At 59.6% G+C, this 17,843-nt stretch carries 13 protein-coding genes; 11 read left to right on the top strand and 2 right to left on the bottom strand.

The window, feature by feature from the left end; all coding sequences use genetic code 11:
- The 5 genes from tssJ (AC4HNJ_RS20540) to tssJ (AC4HNJ_RS20520) form a co-directional block, all read left to right on the top strand.
- The coding region (tssJ, locus tag AC4HNJ_RS20540) for a type VI secretion system lipoprotein TssJ (RefSeq protein ID WP_490481476.1) at positions 1–399 on the top strand (399 nt) is incomplete at its 5' end.
- Positions 396–1,964 (top strand): type VI secretion system protein TssA, encoded by a 1,569-nt coding sequence (gene tssA, locus AC4HNJ_RS20535; protein ID WP_490481475.1) that lies wholly within the window; start codon positions 396–398, stop codon positions 1,962–1,964. The genes tssJ (AC4HNJ_RS20540) and tssA, both read left to right, overlap by 4 nt.
- Before the next feature lie 24 nt (positions 1,965–1,988).
- Entirely contained in the window at positions 1,989–3,812 is a 1,824-nt protein-coding gene (tssF, locus tag AC4HNJ_RS20530) for a type VI secretion system baseplate subunit TssF (RefSeq protein ID WP_490481474.1), read from the top strand.
- A 59-nt stretch (positions 3,813–3,871) separates the two neighbouring features.
- Complete coding sequence (gene tssG / locus AC4HNJ_RS20525) at positions 3,872–4,834, top strand: type VI secretion system baseplate subunit TssG (RefSeq protein WP_490481473.1); 963 nt, start codon at positions 3,872–3,874, stop codon at positions 4,832–4,834.
- Positions 4,835–4,845: 11 nt separating this feature from the next.
- Positions 4,846–5,403, top strand: a complete 558-nt coding sequence (tssJ, locus tag AC4HNJ_RS20520) for a type VI secretion system lipoprotein TssJ (RefSeq protein ID WP_490481472.1) — start codon at positions 4,846–4,848, stop codon at positions 5,401–5,403.
- 26 nt (positions 5,404–5,429) lie between these two features.
- Here tssJ (AC4HNJ_RS20520) and AC4HNJ_RS20515 read toward each other — a convergent pair whose 3' ends face one another.
- A complete protein-coding gene (locus AC4HNJ_RS20515) occupies positions 5,430–5,867 on the bottom strand; it encodes a hypothetical protein (RefSeq protein ID WP_490481471.1) in 438 nt (145 codons plus the stop codon).
- Positions 5,868–6,461: 594 nt separating this feature from the next.
- Here AC4HNJ_RS20515 and xylB point away from each other — a divergent pair.
- The 3 genes from xylB to AC4HNJ_RS20500 all read left to right on the top strand — a co-directional run bounded on the left by xylB (position 6,462) and on the right by AC4HNJ_RS20500 (position 11,098).
- A complete protein-coding gene (xylB, locus tag AC4HNJ_RS20510; RefSeq protein WP_490481470.1) occupies positions 6,462–7,976 on the top strand; it encodes a xylulokinase in 1,515 nt (504 codons plus the stop codon).
- Between the two features lie 47 nt (positions 7,977–8,023).
- The gene (gene xylA, locus AC4HNJ_RS20505; protein WP_490481479.1) at positions 8,024–9,364 is read left to right on the top strand and encodes a xylose isomerase; all 1,341 of its coding nucleotides are present in this window, start codon (positions 8,024–8,026) and stop codon (positions 9,362–9,364) included.
- A 300-nt stretch (positions 9,365–9,664) separates the two neighbouring features.
- A complete protein-coding gene (locus AC4HNJ_RS20500) occupies positions 9,665–11,098 on the top strand; it encodes a sugar porter family MFS transporter (protein WP_490481469.1) in 1,434 nt (477 codons plus the stop codon).
- Positions 11,099–11,159: 61 nt separating this feature from the next.
- Here the strand turns inward: AC4HNJ_RS20500 and AC4HNJ_RS20495 are convergent, their stop codons facing one another.
- Positions 11,160–12,146 carry a LacI family DNA-binding transcriptional regulator gene (locus tag AC4HNJ_RS20495; RefSeq protein WP_490481478.1) on the bottom strand — a complete coding sequence of 329 codons (987 nt, stop codon included), beginning with the start codon at positions 12,144–12,146 and terminating at the stop codon, positions 11,160–11,162.
- A gap of 194 nt (positions 12,147–12,340) precedes the next feature.
- On the opposite strand from AC4HNJ_RS20495, the gene AC4HNJ_RS20490 reads away from it, so the two are divergent.
- The 3 genes from AC4HNJ_RS20490 to manD are packed head-to-tail and all read left to right on the top strand — an operon-like array spanning position 12,341 to position 17,837.
- Positions 12,341–14,566 (top strand): alpha-glucuronidase family glycosyl hydrolase, encoded by a 2,226-nt coding sequence (locus AC4HNJ_RS20490; protein WP_490481468.1) that lies wholly within the window; start codon positions 12,341–12,343, stop codon positions 14,564–14,566.
- Positions 14,560–16,572 carry a sialate O-acetylesterase gene (locus tag AC4HNJ_RS20485; RefSeq protein ID WP_490481467.1) on the top strand — a complete coding sequence of 671 codons (2,013 nt, stop codon included), beginning with the start codon at positions 14,560–14,562 and terminating at the stop codon, positions 16,570–16,572. Before AC4HNJ_RS20490 ends, AC4HNJ_RS20485 begins: the two co-directional genes overlap by 7 nt.
- A gap of 8 nt (positions 16,573–16,580) precedes the next feature.
- Positions 16,581–17,837 carry a D-mannonate dehydratase ManD gene (gene manD / locus AC4HNJ_RS20480; RefSeq protein ID WP_490481466.1) on the top strand — a complete coding sequence of 419 codons (1,257 nt, stop codon included), beginning with the start codon at positions 16,581–16,583 and terminating at the stop codon, positions 17,835–17,837.
- Positions 17,838–17,843 lie beyond the last annotated feature (6 nt).

Here is a 17,843-nt window from a genome sequence, read left to right as displayed (position 1 = left end):
ACCAGGGTTACGACCATGAACCTGGTGATAAATGCGCGCGCGGAACTGAACCGCGATGCACGTGGCGAGTCGCTGCCGGTGGTCGTGCGTATTTATCAACTGAAGAATGCCAACACGTTTCGGACAAGCGCCTACGCGCAACTCCTGCATGACGCTGACAGCAGCCTTAAGCCCGACACCTTGCAGCGCAAGGACATCACCTTGGGACCGGGCGAAAGCATCTCGCTGAGCACGCCGATGATGGACGGCACGAACGAGGTGGGCCTGGTCGCCCTCTTCCGTCAGCCCACGCCACAGGGTTGGCGGCTTGTCATCCCTGTATCGCAATGGAAGCACACCGATCCCGTGCACATCAGCCTGCTCGGAAACCAGATGGAACAGGAAAGCGACACGCCATGACGGCCCATCCGTTCACGCAAACCGATAAACAAACTTCTTCCGGCCTCGCCCTATCGTCTCAAGCAACATGGGAAGCGTGGCTTCAGCCGATCCAGTCAACGTCGCCGGTGGGCGATGACCTCAGCTACGACGATCGCTTCCAGGCCATGCGTGAGGAAGTGGCCAAACTCAGCGACATCAACGATCACTTCATCCTCGACACGGCCGAGCACTTGCTCAAGCACGTCGCCAAGGACATGCGGGTAGCGTCTTACTATGCTTATGGCCGCCTGCGGCGCGATGGCATGGAGGGATGGGCGGATAGCCTGGAATTGCTGGCGCTCTTGGTTCATCAGTTCGGCGAATCCTTGCTGCCTGCGCGTATCGAAAGCCGCAGGGCCGCTATCGAATGGTTGACTGGCAACACCGTGATGATGCGGCTTGACCACAGCCAACCGCCCACAGACACGTGCTTGCAACGCATCCAATCGGCGCTCGCACTGATTACCGCATGCACGGCGACCTGGCCCGAATCGGCTCGCCCGGAACTTGGTGCGCTGAACCGCCGCTTTGAGAGCGAGGCAGCAACACCGCGACTCCTGCCCTCGTCCGCATCGGCGCCAAGCGCCTCGGTGCACACCGCTTCAACTTCCGCATTTGGTCCCATCGAGTCCTCGCGCGAATTGCTGGATGGTGCACGCCAGATGGCCGCTTACCTACGCCAGCAGCCACAGGGCCATTTCGCCGCGTGGCGGCTTATCCGTTGTGCGCGCTGGGATACGCTCGCCGAACTTCCGCCGCACGAAGCCAGTGGAAAAACACGGTTATCGGCACCGCGCGCCGAAATACGCTCGCATATCAAGCGGCTCTTGCTGCAAAAGCAATGGCTGGAATTGCTCGAACGCATCGAAATCGCTTTCGCCGAGGGCGCGAATCATTTCTGGCTGGATCTGCAGTACTACGCCTATATTGCACAAGAACAAGCCGGAGAGGCGCATGCCGCCATGCGCCACCATGCAACTGCCGATTGCGGCCTGCTTTTGAAGCGTCTTCCGGGCCTGGAAAACCTGCTGTTCGATGACGGCTCCCCGTTTGCCGACAGTGCCACGCTCGAATGGATCGCGCGCCACGCTAGTGGTGAGGAGCCGCGCGCCACAGCTCCCTCACCATTGCGCATGAATGCCGAAGCCGCCACCGACTGGGCCGAGACCGAAACCAAGGCTCTTGAGCTCGCTCATCGCGAAGGCCTGGATAATGCCTTCGCATGGCTGCATAACCTCGCCGGCCAAGATAGCGAGCGTCAGCGCTTTATGCGCCAGCTGGTCATGGCACGTATCGCCGGTCGCAGTGACCGCGCGGACATTGCCACGCATTTGCTTTCGGCGCTCGACGTCACGGCGGAACAGCATCGGCTTTCCGTTTGGGAGCCGACCCTGGCCTTCGACGTCAAGCAGCAGCTTCTGCGTGTGCTGAAAATGCGCATCGCCCGCAAGGACGCGGACAAGCCGACCCTGGCGCGGCGCATCGACACGCTTCTGGGTGAGCTCACGGCCATCGATCCTGCACGCGCCGTCACGCTCCAATAAATCATCACCTTATTTCCCGCGACCATGACCCACCCCATCAAAGACAACGAGATACTTCGCTATTACGAAGCTGAGATGCGCTATCTGCGCGAAAGCGGCAAAACATTCGCACGTGCGTTTCCAGACCGCGCCCGCGCGCTCGGCATGGATGGCACCGGTGAGTGCGATCCACACGTAGAACGCCTTTTCGAAGGCTTTGCTTTCCTGATGGGGCGGCTCCGGCACAAGCTCGATGACGAATTGCCGGAGTTCACCGAAGGTGTGGTCAGCATGCTGTGGCCGCACTACCTGCGCATGATTCCTTCGCTCTCGGTGCTGGAATTGCAGCCCAACCACAGCACGCTTCAACAGCCGATGCATGTAAAACCGGGCATGGAAGTGTTGTCCGATCCCATCCGTCTCGGCACCAGGCAATACAAGGATGCAGATACGGTGGAATGCATCTATCGGACCACGCAACCGGTCGATATTTATCCGCTGCAGCTTACCGACGCGGATGCGCGCACGCGCGAAGACGGCCGTTCAGTGCTGCGTTTCCGCTTCCAGGCTGCGCCGCTGGCTGAGCGCAGACAATGGGATTTTCCCCGCCTGCGCATGTATCTGCATGCCGACCGTCCGGTGGCTTTGGCCCTTTATGCAGCACTTACTGCGGAGCCGGTCAGCTTGCATGTTCGCCTGCCCGGTTATCCAGCCGATTGCCCTGGTGCACCCATAAACATGCCGGGCTTGCGCTTTTCTGCCGCTGGATTCGGCACCGACGAGCGCTTGTGGCCGAAAGCCGACAATGCTTTCGGCGGCTATCAACTGTTGCTCGAATACTTCACTTTTCCAGAAAAATTCATGTTCGTGGACCTGCTCGGCCTCGACATGACATCCATCCCTGCAGATGTTTCGCAATTCGACGTCGAAGTCGTCCTGCAAAAACCTTATCCGCAAGACATGCGCTTTTCGGCCGCCAACGTGCGCTTGTACTGCACGCCGGTCATCAACTTGTTCCCGCTCGAAGCAGACCCCGTTACCACCACGCAGTTCAATACCGAATACCGCGTCAGCGCCAGTGAACGGCATGGCGCCCATGTCGATGTCTACTCGGTCGACGCCGTGCAAGGCCTTGAGAGCAATAGTGGAAACCGTTTTGAATATGTTCCATTTACAGCCTTTCGTCATCGCGGCGGCATGCTCAGGCATGAAAAGATTGAGCGCTATTTCCATACACGCATGCAACGCGGGCCATCGGGGCGATTTGACACGTGGATCGTCCTTGGCGGACATGTGTGGGAGCAGCAGACCACGTTGCCTGGGGAAACACTTTCCCTCTCGGTCACTGGCACGCATGGCATGCTCCCGCGGCAAGGTCTACGCGAAGCCGGTATTACGCGGATGCGCGGAAATCAGGCGCATATCAAGGGCGTGCGAAATCTGGTTGCGCCGACGCCCGCCCTTTACCCGCCTACCGGCGACCGTTTTCACTGGCGCGTGCTTTCGCATCTTGCTCCCAATTATCTCTCGCTGCTGGATGCGCAGATATTGCGCGGCGCGCTTGCGCTTTATGACTGGACGGATGGTGAACTCAACCGGCGCCGTATCGAGGCCATCACCGATGTGCAACATCGGCCGGTACAGAAAGTGGTCAAAGGCGGTCTGCTGCGCGGTGTGGAAATCAAAGTCACGCTCGATACCCGTGCGTTCGCCGGCGATGGCGACATCACCTTGTTCGGCAACATGCTGCATCGTTTCCTCAGCCTCTATGCCACCCTGAATCTGTTTGTCCGCCTGGTTGTCGTCCTGCAGCCCGCCGGTCAATGCGTGACATGGCCGGACGTAAAAGGTGAAGGAGCTCCATTTTGATACAGGATATTGCGCAAGCTTCGCCCATCTTGCAGGCTTTGCTACGCGACGCGACGCACATGAGCTTCTATCGCTTCTGCGAGCTGCTGGACCTCAGCGCGCCGAACCATCCGGAACTGGGCACCACGGATTCTCCTGCTGACGACGCGGTGTACTTTCGCTCATGCGCTGGCCTGGGTTTTCCAGGGCGTGACATTCAGGCCATTGAGATCGCACTCGACGATCCAGCGCAACAGCCTGTCGTACGCACCACCTTTCTCGGCCTGTATGGCGTGGATGCGCGCATGCCTTCGTACTTCGTTGACGAAATAGCGCAGCATCGCGAAGGAGCCGAAGCCCTGGCCGCCTTCCTCGACATCTTTCATCATCGCGTCGTTACACAGTACTTTCGAATCTGGCGGAAATACCGCTATCCGGCGGGATTCAGGGAGGGTGGCCGGGACACGACATCCGACTGCTTGATGAGCCTGGCCGGCCTCGGGTTCGGATCGTCCCTCATCGATCCATCACTGATGGATGCACGCAGGGTGCTGTCCATGCTCGGCGTTACTTGCCAACGGACACGCACAGCGGAAGGCCTGGCGAGCGTCTTGCGGCAAGCCATAGAGCATGCAGGCATCGAGGTGCATGAGTTCCACCCCATATGGGTTGACCTTCATCACCCGGAACCCACGCCTATTGGCGAAAACTGTGTACTAGGGCGCGGCTTTATCGATCGCAGCAATAGTCTGCGCGTCACCATCTCGACGGATTCCAGCGAAGTGCTCGCGAGTCTCATGCCGGGAAAACATGCCTACCAGCTCGTCATGCAATTGCTGCGCTTTTATATAGGTTATGAAGCACAAGTAAGCTTGGAACTTCGAGCGCAAACCATGCTTATGCCTGCCCCCCTACTTACGCCTGGCACCATGAGTCTGGGCTATACCTCCATGCTCAAATCTGCCGACAACGCATCGGTCTGTGAGCGGCAAGCTTACATAACCATACAGCTCGCCACATGGAACAAGCCATCGTCGCACTGAGGTATCGCACCATGCATTCCATTAAACGCCATGCCATGCTGCGCGCCCTCATGCTTACCGCGGCGACATCAAGCACGGTCTCCCTGAGCGGTTGTGGCCTCGGCCAGACTATTGCCCATGGCACTGCAGATGTGGCCGCATCCACCTTCACCACGCCCGTGAAGATCATGGACCTCGATTTATCGGATGCAGAGGCTTCCAAAACCTGTCCTATCCGATCCCAGGCCTCTACGGCAATACGGATCTACCAACTGAAAACATCGGCATCGTTCGAAACAGCCCATGCCCCTGATTTCGTCGACCATGATCGGGATCGACTGGCGGACAATCTGCTTGACACACAAAACGCCGTGGTGCGCCCGGGTGCCAGCATCAGCTTACATGCCCCCATGCAGGGCAGGACCCGTTATGTAGGCATTATTGCGCTCGACGGATGCGCCGCCGGCAAGACCTCCAGACTGCTCATCCCCAAGGCGATGTGGGCAAAGCACGGTACGGTGCACATCGGTCTTGCCGATGGCTCACTCCAGCTTGAGGATGAGCCTTCAGTCTCTCCGTTATCCGATTAGCGTCAATCCTCGGTGCTCATCGGCACTCACTCCTGCTCCGGTTTCAATCCAGTCATTTCTACCTTCAACGCGGTGCCCGTTGCAGGGTCTAGCGCGCATGTAAAAGCCATATCGTTCCAACCCGAAGTATTGCGGGCCATCCCTTTGCCTTCGAGCAGACGATCGCTGACCAGGTGAAGGCTGCCTGGTGTGTTGTCGCCCAGGAACACCCTGTCGATACTCGGGTCCTTTTTCTTGAGGACCCGTAGCGCTTCAGGCTTGCAAAGGATTTCGGCAGCTTGCTTGGCAGGGCTCCATGCCTTGGCAAGCGCTCGCTCCTGAGGATATTTAAGTGCCGCAATGGCTTTCGCAATGCGCTGCTGTTGCGCAGCGGAAAGCGTCACTTCAGCCTGCTGCGCATGAACGGTGACCGCTACGCTCACAATAGCCGCTGCGATGGCACATGCTCTTTGCAGTTTTGTCATGATCAATCTCCTCCATGGCACGTCATTCCAAGGCTGGCGCCTTACCTCACATTACATCCAGCCTGTGATCGCACAAGCAAGTGATGGGCAGAAGTTGCACAACTCCTTACTCGATCGTTCTTAAAAGAATTGCACATAGAAGACCTGGGGGCGGCAGGTCGGCCCTAACAGGAAACCAGGTATCGAGAACGCGGCGTCGCACCTCCGCCCCGAGCGAAACAAAGTTGGCTGCACTGCAGCGACGACGAACATGCGTTGGATAACCTCGACAAGCGCCCTCATCGATACGCATCGGGCAGACAACAAACCTTCCCTCGCTGTTCGGCCTGTCGCGGGTTTACCGCTTTTTTCCGGCTCCTGCGCGCCAAGAATCTTTATCTCGCTGCGGATGTCCTTACCGCACGCACAAGCATCGCACTCATAGGCGCGATTCTTAGGCAAGTGTGTTACCGCAAACATTGCCGCGCATTTTTTGCAACGCAACATCAATCGCAACATTATTTTGCTTTTTCTTTTGTGAAACGCTCTTGCCACCTAACCTCTTCTCCGTTACGTTGAGTGGTAGCGCTAACATTTTAGGACCCTGGAAGACGCATGAGCCTTGTCGTTGGACTCGATGTCGGCACGCAAAGCGTGAAACTCGTCGCTTACGATCCGACCGCACGCCGTGTCGTGGCGACACACGGATGCACCCTGGAACTGATCGCAGGCGACGATGGAAGCCGCGAGCAGAAAGCCGAATGGTGGCTCGAAGCAATCCGCAGCTGTTTCGCGAAACTGGCACCGGAGTCACGCGCTCGGGTGATCGCCATCGGCGTCTCCGGACAACAGCATGGCTTCGTCCCGCTGGACGCAGCCGGCCGCGTGCTCGCCCCAGCCAAACTGTGGTGCGATACCAGCACGCAGCGTGAATGCGACGAGATCATGGCTGCGGCCGGAGGCGCAGATCGCTGTGTGGAACTCGCCGGCAATCCCATCCTTACCGGCTACACCGCGTCCAAACTTCCTTGGACACGCAAATACCGGCCACAGGTATATCAACAACTGGCTTCTATTATGTTGCCGCACGACTACGTCAATTTCTGGTTGACCGGCGAGCGCTGGATGGAATACGGCGACGCCTCCGGTACCGGCTGGCTCGACGTGCACACACGCCAATGGTCGCAACCCATCCTTACCGCAACCGATCCTGAGCGGAATCTCGCTGCCTATTTGCCGCCACTGGTCGAGCCGGATACCCGTTTTACCATCGCACCGGCCATCGCCGACGAACTTGGCTTGCCGCGGAACGTCTGCGTGTCGACCGGCGGCGGCGACAACATGATGGCGGCGATCGGCACGGGCAATGTCGTGCCAGGTACCTTGAGCATGAGCCTGGGCACATCCGGCACGCTATTCGCCTATGCCGATCATCCGGTCATCGACCAGGATGCCCAGTGGGCTGCTTTTTGTTCATCCACCGGTGGTTGGCTGCCGCTGATCTGCACGATGAATTGCACGGTCGCCACGGAGAACGTTGCACGCGCCTTCGGCTTCAGCACGCGCGACGGCGATCACCTCATGGCCGACACCCGGCCCGGCGCCGACGGCTTGATCATGCTGCCGTTCTTCAATGGCGAGCGCACGCCCGACCTGCCTTTTGCACGCGCCAGCCTGCACGGCATGCATTCTGCAAACTTCACGCGCGGGCATGCCTATCGCGCGGCGATGGAGGGTGCCACCTATGCACTGCGCAATGGCTACGACGCCTGGCAAACGGCAGGTTTGCAGTTCGACACGATCCGGCTGACTGGCGGCGGTAGCCACAGTGCAGCCTGGCGGCAAATGGTCGCCGATGTGTTTGCGCTGCCTGTCGAGGTGCCTGCCGAAACCGAAGGCGCTGCGTTCGGTGCCGCACTGCAGGCATGGTGGGCTTACGAACGCGCCCATGGCGGGAATCCGGATATTGCCGCGATAGCGCGCGAGCATGTGCAACTCGCGCCACAGCTTTCAGCGCACCCGGATCCTGCCGCCGTCGCAGCGTATCAAGGCGCGTACCGTCATTTTCTCGAACATCTCGAAGCAGCCACGTTGTTCTACGCCAATCATCCCGACGCGCATCTCAACTGACCGACTGCCGCCCTACTCCACCTCCATCTGTCGACAAGGACTGGAACATCATGACCTCACCCTTTATCGGAAAGCGCGAATATTTTCCCGGCATCGGCCGTATCCCGTTCGAGGGGCGCCAATCGGACAACCCGCTGGCATTCAAGCACTACGATGCAAACAAGAAGATCGGTGACAAGACCATGGCCGAACACTTGCGGTTCGCTGTGTGCTACTGGCACAGCTTCTGCAACACGGGACACGATCCGTTCGGACCGGGCACGCGCAACTATCCGTGGGACGCGGACGGATCGCCGATCGCCCGCGCCGAAGCCAAGCTTGACGCAGCGTTCGAATTCTTCACTAAGCTGGGTGTGCCTTATTACTGCTTCCACGACATCGACATGGCTCCCGATGCCGACGACGTCAGCGAATACGAAAAGAACGTCAAGCACATGGTGGCCTTGGCCAAAGAACGCCAGAAGACCACCGGCATCCAATTGCTGTGGGGCACGGCGAACCTGTTCAGCCATCCCCGCTACATGAATGGAGCGGCGACCAACCCCGATTTTGCAGTGGTGGCGCGTGCGGCGGCACAGATCAAAGCAGCGCTGGAAGCTACCGTCGAACTCGGCGGCGCAAACTACGTGTTCTGGGGTGGCCGCGAAGGCTATTCCACGCTGCACAACACCCAGATGAAGCGTGAACTGGATCACTTCGCCCGCTTCCTTACGGCGGCGCGCGACTACGGCCGCAGCATCGGCTTCAAGGGCAACTTCCTGATCGAGCCCAAGCCGATGGAACCGATGAAGCATCAGTATGATTTCGACTCAGCCACCGTCGCCGGTTTCCTGCAGCAACATGGCCTGGACAAAGATTTCAAACTCAATATCGAGGCCAATCACGCCACGCTGGGCGGACACACCTTCGAACATGATTTGCAGGTAGCGTCGGATCATGGCCTGCTGGGCAGCATTGACGCCAATCGCGGCAACCCGCAAAACGGCTGGGACACCGATCAATTCCCTTCCGATGTGTATGACACCGTAGGCGCGATGCTGGTGGTGTTGCGCCAAGGCGGCCTCGCACCCGGCGGTTTGAATTTCGATGCCAAGGTGCGCCGCGAATCCACCGATGCCGACGATCTCTTCATCGCCCACATCGGTGGCATGGATGCCTTTGCGCGTGGCCTGGAAGTCGCGCATGCCCTGCTGACGCAATCGCCGTGGGAAACATGGCGTGCCGAACGGTATGCCAGTTTCGATAGCGGTGCGGGACGCGATTTCGAGCAAGGCAAGCTCAGTCTGGCTGCGTTGCGCGATATCGCTGCGCAAGCGGGTGAGCCGGCCAAACTCAGCGGCAAACAGGAGCGCTACGAAAATCTGCTCAACCAGTATCTGGTGCGCTAAGCAAAACGTACGCGGTCGGTGTCGAACGTCACGTTGCACATGAATGGCCCTCCCCTTTGCAAGGGAGGGCTGGGGGTTGGGTTGCAGGAGCTTGCAGCCACGTCGGAGAACTTCGATCCGCCCCTGGTCCTTCCCTGCTGCACGCAGGGAGCGGGGTGCTTCTTGTCAATTTGAATTGCAACCAACGATTGACACTTATCAGAAATCAAAACTGTTTCACTATGACATTCGATGTGGCATGTGAGGGCATGTCACATCCAAGCGTCGATCCGCACTGCCGCCGAGGGGGACACCATAGGCATGAACAGCGTCTTGCTTGAGAGCACGCTTCCCACTCGGGGGGAAGAGAACACCCGGCTTATCGTTCAGATCAGTTGCGTCGCCACGCTTGGCGGCTTTCTCTTTGGCTTTGACAGCGGCGTCATCAACGGCACTGCGCAAGGGCTGAAGATGGCTTTCGGATCCAATGCCGCCGAAGTCGGATTCGAAGTCGCGTCCATGTTGCTTGGTTGTGCTTTCGGTGCCTTTTTTGCCGGACGCGTGGCGGACTATTGGGGACGCCGGTCGGTATTGATTATCTCCGCCGTGCTCTTCCTGCTTTCTGCACTGGGCGCGGGTGCATCCACCGTGTCCTGGTTTTTCGTGCTTGCACGCATCACCGGCGGTTTCGCCGTGGGCGCGGCCAGCGTCATCGCGCCTGCGTATATTGCCGAAGTGGCACCTGCCCGTTATCGCGGCAGGCTCGCTACGGTGCAGCAAATCGCCATCATCAGCGGTTTGTTCAGCGCATTCCTCAGCAATTACCTGCTTGCGAAAGCGGCCGGTGCATCCACCGCGACACTTTGGCTGAACGAAGCCGCGTGGCGCTGGATGTTCTGGATGCAAACATTGCCGTCATCGCTGTTCCTGCTCTCCCTCTTGTTGATTCCAGAAAGCCCGCGCTACCTGGTGGTGAGAAAGCGCGAGCAGGAAGCCGCCAAAGTGCTGAGCAAGCTCTACGGTGAAAACGAAGCCCGCAACAAACTCGCCGACATAAGCGCATCGTTGGCCCAAGACCGCCATCGCCCGCGCCTGTCCGACCTGATCAACAAGGCCACCGGCAAGATCCGCCCCATCGTCTGGGTGGGTATCGGCCTGGCTGCATTCCAGCAACTGGTCGGTATCAACGTGGTGTTTTATTACGGTGCGGTGCTTTGGCAAGCGGTAGGCTTTTCCGAAAACGATGCGCTGCTGATCAACGTGCTTTCCGGCGCACTGAGCATCGGCGCATGCCTGATCGCGGTGCTGCTGATCGACAGGATCGGCCGCAAGCCTTTGCTATGGATCGGCTCGCTGGGCATGGCAGTCACCCTGGCGCTGGTGACCATCGCTTTTGCGAATGGAGGACTTGCGGCAAACGGCGAACTCAGGTTGTCTCACGCAATGGGCATGCTCGCATTGGTCGCCGCCAATGCGTATGTGATCTTTTTCAACATGTCGTGGGGGCCGGTGATGTGGGTGATGCTCGGTGAAATGTTCCCCAATCAGATCCGGGGTTCAGGCCTGGCCGTGGCAGGGGCGGCGCAATGGACATCCAATTTCGCCATCACCATCACCTTCCCGATGCTGCTTACCAGCATCGGCCTGGCGGGGGCTTATGGCATCTATGCCGCGGCCGCGGTGTTGTCGGTGTTTTTCGTCTGGCGCTGCGTGTACGAAACACGCGGCAAAGAGCTGGAACAAATGGAGGGCTGACGCGATGCGCAGCCGCGTCCGCAACAAGGTGCAGCATCATGCAAGCAGCAGCTTGGCTTTCTCAGTCGCGAGATTTGATGCCCGCGTAAGGTGCCACCGAGTCGCGCTTGATCAACTGATGCGCGACGACATGATCGACCACGACCTTGGTATCACCCTCCTTGCGGCGAATGCTGCGCAAGAGAATGTCGACGGCCGAATCAGCCATGCTGGCAATCGGTTGGCGGATGGTCGTAAGTTCCGGCCACACGGTGGCGGCGGCCGAGGTATCGTCAAAGCCGACCACGGAGAGATCGCGCGGAACGTCGAGTCCACGCCGGTGCGCCACCGAAATCGCCGCCGCCGCCATGTCGTCGTTGCTGGCAAAGATCGCCGTCGGCGGCTTGCGCAAGGACAGCAGTTTCTCCACAGCGTCGAGTCCGGAGCGATAAGTGAAATAGCCTTGCTGGACCAGCGCAGCATCCAACGGAATACCCGCGTCCTTGAGCGCCGCCTGGTATCCCTCGAAGCGCCGCGTACTGGCCGTCTGGTTGGGATGTCCTTTGACGAAACCGATGCGCGCATGCCCCATCTTGATCAGGTATTCGGTGATTTCCTTGCCGGCCAGGTAATCATCGATGCGAACGCTGGAGATGTCGTGGTTGAAGCGTCCCGAGGCAATCGCCACCACCGGCACGTCGGCACCGACCAGTTCCTCGATGACTGCCTTGGACTCGCACAATGGCGGCGGCAGGATCACGCCCGCCACGCTTCTGGCCAGTGCACGGGCAGCCTTGCGCTCGGCGCCGGGCGCGAGTTCTTCCCAATCGTCGATCACCAATTGCGCTGCCGCGCGCGCTGCGCCATGCAGGGCGCCGAGCAACAGCTCGCGCAGATAGGCGGCGCTGGGGTTGGTGTAGATCAGTGCAATGCGCGCGTCTTGCGCTGCCGCCAGCGAACTCGCAGCGAGGTTCGGGATGTAGCCGAGCTCGCGCACGGCCTGCATCACCCGCTCACGGGTAGCATCGCGCACCTTGGCATGGCCGTTGACCACGCGCGAGACGGTCATCGAGGACACTTTCGCGAGTGCCGCCACATCATCGATGGTGACGGCGGCTCCCTTGCGGCGAACTGCTTTTTTGCCTGTTTTCTTCAAGTTCGTTTCCTTTCGAGCATGCCCGCAGCCGCAAAAGCTGCGCCGCGGCGATGGCGGAAATCGATATCAAACGGGAATTCGGACCCATTATGAAAGCATTCTTACACATGTTAGCGGTAACGGAGACGAACAACAGCGGTGTTCGGCGACGCCTGCACCGGATGTCATGGCTCCGCATCATCGCCGTGGTCGTGCTGGCATTTTCCGCTGCGACGCTGGTTTCCACACCGGCTCGTGCCGAAGACGGTTACGAATTATGGCTGCGCTATCACCTGCTGGCGAAGGATCAGGCAAGCCGCTACCAGGAACGTGCATCGCAATTGATCACCGCAGACGCCACGCCGACCGAGGTGGCCGCTCGCGATGAACTACAACGCGGCCTGGGTGGACTGCTCGGTCAGGCATTGCCGCTGTCAGGCACCGTCACGCGGGATGGCGCGCTCATTGTCGGCACGCCCGCCTCGTCACCCCTGATTGCCCGCTTGCACCTGGATACGAAAGCACTCGGACAGGAGGGTTATTTGATCCGCAGTGTGACCGTGGACGGCCATCCGGCAACTGCCATCGTCGGTAACAGCGATATCGGTACGCTTTATGGCGCATTCCGATTCCTGCGCCTGGTGCAAACCGAGCAACCGATCGATCATCTGAATATAAGCGACTGGCCGCGGGTGAAACTGCGCCTGCTTGATCACTGGGACAATCTCAACGGCAGCATCGAACGCGGTTACGCCGGCGCCTCGATCTGGGATTGGTGGAAGCTGCCGGATTATCTGGATCCCCGTTACACCGATTACGCTCGCGCCAATGCATCGATCGGCATCAACGGCGCCGTGCTCAACAATGTCAACGCCGATCCGTTGATTCTCACGCCCAGGTATCTACAGAAAGTCGCCGCGCTTGCCGGGGTGCTGCGCCCCTACGGCATCCGGGTGTATCTCAGCGTGCGTTTCAGCGCGCCGATCGAAATCGGTGGCCTGAAGACGGCCGATCCGCTCGATCCCCGGGTCCAACAGTGGTGGCGTAAAGAGGCCGACGACATCTACCGATACATTCCCGATTTTGGCGGCTTCCTGGTCAAGGCCAATTCGGAAGGCCAGCCCGGTCCGCAGGATTACGGTCGCACGCACGCCGATGGCGCGAACATGCTCGCCGATGCGCTCGCGCCGCATGGCGGCATCGTCATGTGGCGCGCGTTTGTGTATTCCAATAAGCCGGCAGATGACCGTGCAAAGCAGGCCTATGACGAGTTCAAGCCACTGGACGGCAAGTTCCGCTCCAATGTGCTGTTGCAGGTAAAGAACGGCCCGATCGACTTCCAGCCCAGGGAACCCTTCAGCCCGTTGTTCGGCGCCATGCCGAAGACGCCGCTGATGCTGGAGCTTCAAATCACCAAGGAATACCTTGGCTTTGCTACGCATCTGGTCTACCTCGGACCGCTGTACCAAGAAGTGCTGTCATCCGACACCATGGCCGATGGCAAAGGGTCCACGGTCGCCAAGATCGTCGACGGTTCACTGGAAGGACACACGCTCACCGGCATGGCGGGCGTCGCCAACATCGGTACCGATCGCGATTGGTGCGGCTCCATTTTCAATCAAGCCAACTGGTACGTGTTCGGTCGGCTCGCGTGGAACCCCACCCTCTCCTCTCGCGACATCGCCGAAGAGTGGGTCCGCATGACGTTCACCAACGACGAGGCCTTCGTCAAACCGGTCGTCGACATGATGATGACGTCGCGCGAAGCGGCAGTCGATTACATGACGCCGCTCGGTCTGCATCATCTGATGGCCTATGGCCATCACTATGGCCCGGCGCCGTGGGATGCCAGCGCGCCGCGCGCCGACTGGCGACCGGTCTACTTCCATCACGCCGACCGCAATGGCATCGGCTTCGACCGCAGTCGAACCGGCAGCGATGCCGTGGATCAATATGCACCGCCAGTGGCCGAACAGTTCAACGACCTCACGCGCATCCCCGACAACTATCTGCTTTGGTTCCACCACGTGCCCTGGACCTACCGCATGCGCTCGGGCCACACGCTGTGGGACGAACTGGTGATGCATTACACGCACGGGGTGGACCAGGTAGCACAGATGCGTGATACCTGGAGTCATTTGAAGGGTTATATCGATGACGAGCGCTATCAGCAGGTCGCTGCATTTCTGGCGATCCAGCAAAAAGAAGCGCAGTGGTGGCGCGACGCGTGTATTGCGTACTTCCAAAGCATCAATGGCTTGCCCTTGCCTGCCGGTTATGCATCACCGCCGCACTCGCTCCAGTATTACAAATCGCTGAAGTTTCCCTATGCGCCAGGCGTTTCTTCATGGTGACAGTGATGCACCGGACTAAGCCTCTGCTTCGCTATAGAGATCTTCCCCTGCTTGTGCTCTTGTGCGTCGGCGCAAGGGCTATCCACGCTGCGGACGCTCCTGAGCTACTGAACACCGTGTTCCAGGATCACGCCGTTCTGCAGCGCAATCATCCGATTCCGGTGTGGGGACAAGCGACACCCGGCGAAGCAGTGACGATCCGTTTTGCAGGCAAGGACACGGACACTCGTGCCGATGCCAAAGGACATTGGCAGGCGCAATTGCCGGCGTTTCCGGCCGGTGGCCCTTACACGCTTACCGTGACAGCGGCCGACGGTCACGCACAAACCATCAGCGATGTGCTGGTCGGCGATGTGTGGCTGTGCTCCGGGCAATCCAACATGGTGTTGCCGGTCAAACGCACTTTGGATTCGGCTGCCGAAATCCAGAATGCCTCGAACGATCGCATCCGCATGCTGACCGTGGACAACGTCAGCCGTGTCACGCCGCTGGACGATATTCCTGCTTCCGATCATTGGCTAAAGACCACACCTGCAAACGTGCCAGGGTTTTCCGCCACCTGCTATTACTTCGCGCGTGAACTGCAGAAGACCGTGCCGGTACCGATGGGCTTGATTGTTTCAGCATGGGACGGCTCGCGCATCGAACCCTGGATCAGCGAGCAGGCACTGCGGTCCGTCAACGGTTACAGCGAATCGCTGAACCTGCTCGATGTGTACAAGAACGATCCGGCGCTAGCCGATGCGCAATGGGATCGTGTGTGGAAAGCATGGTGGCTCTCGCATCCAGGCACGACCAAGGATGACGCGCCCTGGAATCCAGCAAGCATCGACCAGAAAGGCTGGCTGCCCGCTCCGATCGAGCGTGGTCCATGGCAACACTGGGGACTGCCGCAGCTCACCCATTTCACGGGCATGCTGTGGTACCGCACGACCTTGAAGCTGACTAAAGCACAAGCCGAACAAGCTGCCACATTGTCGATCGGCATAGCGAATGAGCGCGATCAGACGTGGGTGAACGGCCATTGGATCGGATCGGCCTACGGCGGCATTCAACGTACCTATCCCGTGCCGTCCGGTGTGCTGCATGAAGGCGACAATCTGATCACCGTCAATGTGCTGAATACGTATCGCGATGGCGGCATCTATGGGCCTGCAACGACTCGCGCGCTTCACCTCGCAGATGAGTCCGCCCTGCCGCTGGACCATTGGCAGTATCGCGTCGTGCCAACGCCATTTGGAGCGCCGCCGCGTTCGCCCTGGCAATCGACTTCTGGTCTCAGCACGCTCTACAACGGCATGATCGCGCCGCTCGGCGACTATGGGCTGCGTGGCGTGCTGTGGTACCAGGGCGAATCCAATACCGGTGATCCTGACAATTATCGCGCGCTGCTGGAGGCGTTGCGTCATGCCTTCCGCACACGCTTCGGCGCGCGCTTGCCGATGCTGATCGTGCAGCTATCCAGCTATGGACCGCCGCCCACACAGCCCTCGGAGAGCGGCTGGGCGGATGTGCGTGAAGCGCAACGACTGGTAGCCGCGGAGGATCCTTTATCCGGCCTCGCTGTCGCGGTCGATATCGGCGAACGCTACGACATTCATCCAGCCAACAAGCAGGAACTGGGACGCCGTCTTGCCCGCGTTGCGCGGCACGTTGTGTATGGTGATAAAGCCCTGCCGCCTTCGGGGCCGATTCCGACGACGGCGGTGCGTGACGGCGACACCATTACCATCAACTTTACGGATGTAACGGGTCATCTCGTCGCCTACAGCTCGGATCACCCCATTGGTTTCGAACTGTGTGGTGCGCAACCGAATACCTGTCATGACGCGCTCGCCGATATCCATGGCGATCGGGTTGTGCTGCATGCAGACCCGTCGATAAGCGATATCACACGCGTGCGCTACGGTTGGGCTGACAGCCCCTTTTGCACGCTATCCGATGATGCCGGGATGCCGGCAGGTCCCTTCCAACTGTCCCTGACGACACCTTCCTCTCATCCGTGAAACCAGCCATGACCATTACACCCAACTCCGAAACAACTTCCGTCGGTTCGACCCGCGATCGTGAGATTGTCGACGCACGCGTCATCGTGACCTGTCCCGGACGCAACTTCGTTACCTTGAAAATCGAAACGCGCTCCGGCATCACCGGTCTTGGCGATGCGACGCTCAACGGTCGGGAGCTCGCCGTAGCCTCCTATCTGCAGGATCACGTCGTGCCGAACCTGATCGGTCGTGATGCAGGCCGCATCGAGGATATCTGGCAGTTTCTTTATCGTGGCGCCTACTGGCGCCGCGGTCCCGTGACGATGAGTGCCATCGCGGCCGTCGATGTGGCGCTCTGGGACATCCAGGGCAAGCTGGCCAATATGCCGCTTTATCAGTTGCTCGGCGGACGTTCGCGCGAAGGTGCCCTGGTGTACGGCCATGCCAATGGGCGCGACATCGCCGAAGCCAGCGATGCTGTCGGCCGCTTTATCGAGCAGGGCTTTCTTGCCGTGCGCGCGCAGTGCGGTGTGCCAGGCGTGAAGAAGGCCTACGGTATTTCCAGCGGCAAGGCTTACGAACCGGCCGAGAGCGAGCTGCCACTGGAAACTGTGTGGTCGACGCCACGATATCTTGAAGTCGTGCCGCAGCTGTTCGAGCGCCTGCGTGCCGACCACGGCAACCATATTGAATTGCTGCACGATGTGCATCACCGCCTGACTCCCGTCGAAGCGGCACGGCTGGCGCGCAGCGTCGAACCCTATCGCCTGTTCTGGCTCGAAGACGCCACCCCCGCCGAAAACCAGAAATCGTTCGAACTGATCCGCCAGCATTCCGTCACGCCGCTGGCCGTTGGCGAAGTGTTCAATTCGATCTGGGATTGCAAACACCTGATCGAAAATCAGCTGATCGACTACATCCGCACCACCATCGTGCACGGCGGCGGCATCACGCATCTGCGCCGCCTGGCAGATTTCGCCGCGCTTCATCAGGTTCGTACCGGTTTCCACGGCGCCACCGATTTGTCGCCGGTATGCATGGGTGCCGCCCTGCACTTCGATACATGGGTGCCTAACTTCGGCATTCAGGAATACATGTTCCATACCGACGAAACCGACGAAGTATTCCCGCACGACTACGTCCTCAAGAACGGTCGACTGCATTGCGGCGAATCTGCAGGCCACGGTGTCACTATCGACGAGAAGCTGGCGGCGCGCTTTCCCTATTCGCCCAAACAGCTACCGATCGCGCGCCTGGAAGATGGGTCGATGTGGGATTGGTGATGCGAA

The organism is Dyella sp. SYSU CM1112 (genome assembly GCF_058216415.1).
This window is presented reverse-complemented; position numbering and strand designations above follow the sequence as displayed.